Source organism: Variovorax sp. 20P10.2.4 (genome assembly GCF_058244205.1).
The window spans coordinates 1-6,296 of record NZ_JBZAYE010000435.1; the positions used below are offsets into that span (position 1 = coordinate 1).

Consider the following 6,296-nt stretch of genomic DNA (forward strand, 5'->3'; position numbering starts at 1 on the left):
GCGACCTCACGGCCAAGGCGCGCGCGGGCGAGCTCGATCCGGTCTACGGCCGCGACGACGAGATCCGCCAGATCGTCGACATCCTGATGCGGCGGCGCCAGAACAATCCGCTGCTCACGGGCGAGGCCGGCGTGGGCAAGACCGCGGTGGTCGAGGGCCTGGCCCAGCGCCTGGCCGCGGGCGACGTGCCGCCCTCGCTGCGCGAGGTCTCGCTGTGGGTGCTCGATCCCACGCTGCTGCAGGCCGGCGCGGGCGTCAAGGGCGAGTTCGAGCAGCGGCTGCGGCAGGTCATCGACGAGGTCGAGAAGAGCCCGAAGCCCATCGTGCTGTTCGTCGACGAGGTCCACACGCTGGTGGGCGCGGGCGGCACCGCCGGCACCGGCGATGCCGCCAACCTGCTGAAGCCCGCGCTCGCGCGCGGCCGGCTGCGCACCATCGGCGCCACCACCTGGTCGGAGTACAAGAAGTACATCGAGAAGGACCCGGCGCTCACGCGGCGCTTCCAGACCATCCAGGTGCAGGAGCCGACCGAGGACAAGGCCGTGATCATGCTGCGCGGCATCTCGGCCGAGCTCGAGAAGCACCATGGCGTGCTGATCCTCGACGCCGCGCTCGAGGCCGCCGTGAGCCTGTCGCACCGCTACATTCCCGCGCGCCAGCTGCCCGACAAGGCCGTGAGCCTGCTCGACACCGCCTGCGCGCGCGTGGCGCTGAGCCAGCATGCGCTGCCGGCCGCGCTCGAGGACCTGCAGCGGCGCATCGAGGTGCTGGGCATCGAGTCGGGCATCGCGCAGCGCGAGGCCGCGATCGGCGTCGGCGAGGCGCAGCGCGTGCAGGACATCGCGGCGCAGATCGATGCCGCCAAGGCCGAGCTCGCGACGCTCGAGCAAAGGCGCATTGAGGAGGCCGAGCTGGTCGAGCGCATCGTGGCGTTGCGCCGTCGGCTCTCGCCGGCGGCGGTGCCAGCGCAGGCTGAAGAGGTCGCCGAGGATGGCGATGAAGAAAGCGAAGCGGCAGCGCCCGCCGAGCCCGAGGCCTCGCCCGAGCAGATGCGCGCCGAGCTCGACGCGGCGCAGCAGAAGCTCTCGCAACTGCAGGGCGAATCGCCGCTGATCCTGGCCGCGGTCGACGCGCAGGCCGTGGCCACGGTGGTGGCCGACTGGACCGGCATTCCGATCGGGCGCATGGTGCGCGACGATGCGCAGTCGGTGCTGCGGCTCGGCGAGATCCTGTCGCAGCGCGTGGTCGCGCAGACCGATGCGCTCGACACCATCGCGCGGCGCATCCGCACCGCGCGCGCGCGGCTGGACAACCCCAACAAGCCGGTCGGCGTGTTCCTGCTGTGCGGCCCCTCGGGCGTGGGCAAGACCGAGACCGCGCTCGCGCTGTCGGAGGCGCTGTACGGCGGCGAACAGAACCTCGTCACCATCAACATGAGCGAGTTCCAGGAGTCGCACACCGTCTCCACGCTCAAGGGCGCGCCGCCCGGCTACGTGGGCTACGGCGAAGGCGGCGTTCTGACCGAGGCGGTGCGCCGGCGGCCCTACAGCGTGGTGCTGCTCGACGAGATCGAGAAGGCCCACCCCGACGTGCACGAGATCTTCTTCCAGGTCTTCGACAAGGGCTGGATGGAGGACGGCGAGGGCCGCCACATCGACTTCCGCAACACCGTGATCATCATGACCTCGAACGTCGGCACCGACCTGGTCATGCAGCTGTGCGAGGACCCGGTGCTGCGCCCCGACCCCGAGCCGCTGGCGCAGGCGCTGCGCGAGCCGCTGCTCAAGGTGTTCGCGCCCGCGCTGCTCGGGCGGCTGGTGGTGGTGCCCTACTACCCGCTGCATGCCGATGCGCTGCACCGCATCATCCGGCTGCAGCTCGACCGCGTGGCCGCGCGGCTGCAGGCCAACCACGGCATCGCCCTGGGTTACACCGACAGCGCAGTGGCGCTGGTGGCGCGCCGGTGCACGGCCATCGAGTCGGGCGGACGGATGATCGATGCGATCCTCACGCACACCATCCTGCCGCGATTGAGCGAGGAAGTCATCGGCGCCACGGTCAGTGCGCGCAAGCTCGCGGGCGTCGAACTCTCGGCGCAGGGCGACGACTTCCACTACGAATTTTCCGAAGCCAGCTAAGCGAAGGGAGTTGCCATGGCCCGTGTCGTCACCGCCCACACACCGCTCGCAGAAGACCAGCTGCTGTTCCGCTCGATGCACGGCAGCGAGGGCCTGTCCCAGCTGTTCGAGTTCGAGGTCGACCTGCTGAGCCCGAACACCTCGGTCGACATGAAGGCCATGCTCGGCAAGCCGCTCACGCTCGAGATCAAGACGCTCACCGGCACGCCGCGCTACCTCAACGGCCAGATCACGCGCTTCACGTTGGTCGGGCGCGACGCGGCCTCGTCGCGCTACATGGTGTATCGCGCCTCGGTGCGGCCGTGGCTGTGGTATCTCACGCGCACCAGCGACTGCAAGATCTTCCAGAACAAGTCGGTGGTCGAGATCCTCGAGGAGGTGCTCGGCGAGTACGGCTTCGCGCTCGAGAAGAAGCTCACGGCCTCGTACCGGCAGTGGGACTACTGCGTGCAGTACCAGGAGACCGACTTCGCGTTCGTGAGCCGGCTCATGGAGCACGAGGGCATCTACTACTTCTTCAAGCACGAGAAGAACCAGCACACGCTGGTGCTGGCCGACGACATGAGCGCGCACGAGACGCTGCCCGAGTACCCGAGGATCAGCTACGTCTCGACCGACCGCGTGGGCGACCCGGGCCGCGAGGCCATCGACCAGTGGGAGGTGACCGAGGAGATCCGTCCCGGCACCTACGTGGTCGACGACTTCGACTTCAAGAAGCCCAAGGCCGACCTGCTCACCACGCGCAGCCAGCCGCGCGGCAACGACCACGGCCAGTACGAGATGTACGAATGGCTCGGCGGCTACAGCGATGCCGGCCAGGGCGAGCACTATGCGCGCATCCGGCTCGAGGAGGCGCAGGCCCAGGCCGAGCTCGACATCGGCCACGCCACCGTGCGCGGCATGGCGCCCGGCTACCGCTTCACGATGCAGAACGCGCCGCGCGACGAGGACAACCGCGAGTACCTGATCGTCTCGGTGCTCTACAACCTGCGCGAGGGCGGCTACGCCTCGGGCAACGGCGACGGCGACTACGGCTTCCAGTTCGGCGTGCAGCCGACCTCGTTCCCCTACCGCGCGCCGCGCGTGACGCGCATCCCGACCACCAACGGGCCGCAGACCGCCACCGTGGTGGGGCCGGCCGGCGAGGACATCTGGATCGACAAGTACGGCCGCGTGAAGGTGCAGTTCCGCTGGGACCGCTACGGCCAGCGCAACGAGGACAGCTCGTGCTGGGTGCGCGTGTCGAGCGCCTGGGCCGGCTCGAACTTCGGCGCGGTCAACCATCCGCGCATCGGCCAGGAGGTGGTGGTCGACTTCATCGCCGGCTGTCCCGACCGGCCGCTGATCATCGGCCGCGTATACAACGCCGACCAGATGCCGCCGCTCGAGCTGCCGGCCAAGGCCACGGTCAGCGGCTTCATCAGCCGCACGATCAAGGGCAACGGCGAGCTGGCCAACCACTTCGTGATCGACGACGACCCGAGCAACGAGTCGATCAAGATCCATGCGCAGAAGGACTTCGTCATCGAGGTCGAGAACGACGAGACCCACACGGTGGACGGCAACCGCACCACCCACGTCCAGAAGAACGACGAGCTGACCGTGGACCAGGCGCGGACCACCACGGTCAACGAGGGCCTCGACCACGCGATCTACAAGTCGGGCTCGAAGCTCGAGGTGACGAAGAAGACCGAGCACTTCTTCAACAACAGCATCGAGATCACGACCAAGGAAGGCGCCAAGGAAACGGTCGAGACCGGGCGCTCCGAGGTGCACGTGATGGCCGACCTGCGGCAGGAGACCTTCGACCAGGCGCTGCACGTGGACGTGAAGGAGGGCATGATCGAGCACGTCAAGACCGGCGACTCCAGACTGGAGACCTGGACCGGCAAGCGCTTCGAGAGCTACAAGACCGGGTGGGAGCGCGACATCCTGAGCGGCGGCGGCAAGGACACGATCAAGGACGGCCTCACGGAGACGATCTCGACCGGCAACCACACCTCCACCGTCTCGGCCGGCGACTACAAGGGCTGGGCCAAGAACGTGTCGATCGAGGCCGAGACCGACTTCAACGTCAAGGCCAAGAAGATCCTGCTGCATTCGACCGAGAAGCACACCAACAAGTACGACGGCAGCATCGAGACCGTGGCCGGCGGCAGCGCCACCACCAAGGCCTCGAGCTACATCCGCTCGCAGGCGCCGCTGCTGTTCTCGATCGCCTTCGTGAACTCCTTCACCTACGCCTCGCTGTCGGAGACCTTCAACCTGGCCTCCACCAACATCGGCGGCGCGAGCTTCGACATCAAGGCCTACCGCTGGTCGAACCGCGCGCTGAACCAGAAGACCGAAACCAAGATCTCGATCGGCCCGATCTACGTGGACATCAAGATCCTGGTGCTGATCATGTGATGGCAGCGACCGCCATGCCCCGCCGACGTTGGATCCGGGTCCTGGGTGCCGTGCTGGTGGCCGCGGGCCTGGTGCCGATGCTGGTGCCGCTGGAAACCTTCCCGATGTGGCTGGCGCTGCCCTGCATCGCGCTGATGTTCGCGGGCTCGGCGCTGCTGTGCGGCGCCTGGGAGCTGCTCGAGATCCGCCGCCGCGAGGCACGCAGCCGCGGCTTCGACGCGCAGGCGCAGGGCGTGATCGTCGGCAGCGAGATCGGCGATGCCTACAGCGACACCAGCCCGCTGATGAACCTCACCGTGCGCTTCGCCGACCGCGGCGGCATCGAGCGCCAGGTCGGCGTGCAGCAGGTGGTGATGCTCAACGAGCTGCCGCTGTACGCGGTGGGCCGTCCGGTGCTCGTGCGCTTCGCCTCCGCCTCGCCCGCCACCGACCTGGTGATCTCGCCGATCGCCGGGCCGGCCGGCTTTTCCTTCTGATCCCGCGCCGGCATCGCGCGCAGCCTTCCCTTTCGAAACCGACCCTTGAAGATCGTCAAGCCCTTTCGCCTCAGCCTGCTCACCCGCCCCTACCGCTGGCGCTCGGGCGATCACCTGGGCATCGCCGTGCTGGCCTGCGCCAGCCTGGAGGCCGAGCCGCGGCTGCAGCCCGAGCAGGAGCTCTGGCAGATGGCGGGCGAGGTGCTCGACCCCGGCAGCGTGCTCGACATGAGCATGCCCAAGGGCGAGGCCGAGGTGCTGGCCAGCGGCTTCGCCTACACCGCGCACCAGGAGGACAAGACGCGCTGCGCGGCGCGGCTGCGCGTGGGCACGGTCGATCGTTCGCTGGCCGTGTTCGGCGATCGCTTCTGGCTCGGTGGCCACATCACCGAGCCGGCCGCGTTCGAGCGGATGCCCCTGGACTGGCGCCATGCCTTCGGCGGTCCCGACGTGCCCGAGAACCCGCTGGGCCTGGGCACGGTCGACGAGCTCGTCAACGGCGTGCCGACCTGCCGGCTGCCCAACGTCGAGGTGGTGGGGCAGCAGATCCAGCGCCGCGGGCAGCGGCCGCGGCCGGCCTCGTTCTCGGGCTTGCTGCCCGACGCGCCGCAGCGCATGGCGCTGGTCGGCACGCGCTACGACGACGCCTGGCTGCAGAACGGCTTCCCGGGTTTCGCCGACGACCTCGACTGGCGCTTCTTCAATGCCGCCGGCCCCGAGCAGCGCTTCGGCCAGCCGGCGCTGCCCGCGGGCGCGCCCTACGAGATCTGGAACATGCACCCGAGCATCCCGGTGCTGCGCGGCCACCTGCCGCCGTGGCAGGCCGTGTGCCACCTCAACTTCGACAAAGAGGTCGGCGAGCTGCGCCGGGTCGAGCTCGGGCTCAGCACCGCCTGGTTCTTTCCCGACCGCGAGCGCGTGGTGCTGGTGTGGCACGGCTCGACGCCGATCCGCGAGGACGACGCGGCCGACGTGAAGCACATCATGCCGTCGCTCGAACTGCCCGATGCGCCGCGCACGGACGCGCACTACGCCGACGTGCTGCGCAAGCGCATCGATCCGGAAAAGAGCGCCGTCCACGTGCTGCGCGACAGCGACCTGGTGCCGCGCGCGCTGCTCGCGGAATGGACCGCGATGCGCATGCCCGACACCCTGGCCGAGCCCTTGCCGCGCAACCTGCAGGCCGGCATGCGCCGGCACCACGAGCAGCAGCGCGCCGAGCTGCTCGCGCAGGGGCTCGACCCCGCCGAGTACCTCGCGCCGCTGCCGGTGC

Annotated in this window: 4 protein-coding genes; all 4 read left to right on the top strand. The window is 69.2% G+C overall.

Annotation, left to right across the window (positions count from 1 at the left end):
- Window positions 1-2,138, top strand: a 2,138-nt coding sequence (tssH, locus tag AC27VN_RS29425; RefSeq protein ID WP_490878830.1) for a type VI secretion system ATPase TssH, incomplete at its 5' end; no start/stop codon positions are given.
- 15 nt (window positions 2,139-2,153) lie between these two features.
- Window positions 2,154-4,547, top strand: coding sequence for a type VI secretion system Vgr family protein (locus tag AC27VN_RS29430; RefSeq protein ID WP_490878831.1), 2,394 nt, complete (start codon window positions 2,154-2,156; stop codon window positions 4,545-4,547).
- 14 nt (window positions 4,548-4,561) lie between these two features.
- A complete protein-coding gene (locus AC27VN_RS29435; protein ID WP_296798780.1) occupies window positions 4,562-5,023 on the top strand; it encodes a hypothetical protein in 462 nt (153 codons plus the stop codon).
- A gap of 45 nt (window positions 5,024-5,068) precedes the next feature.
- On the top strand, window positions 5,069-6,296 hold a 1,228-nt coding region (locus AC27VN_RS29440; RefSeq protein WP_490878832.1), incomplete at its 3' end, for a DUF2169 family type VI secretion system accessory protein.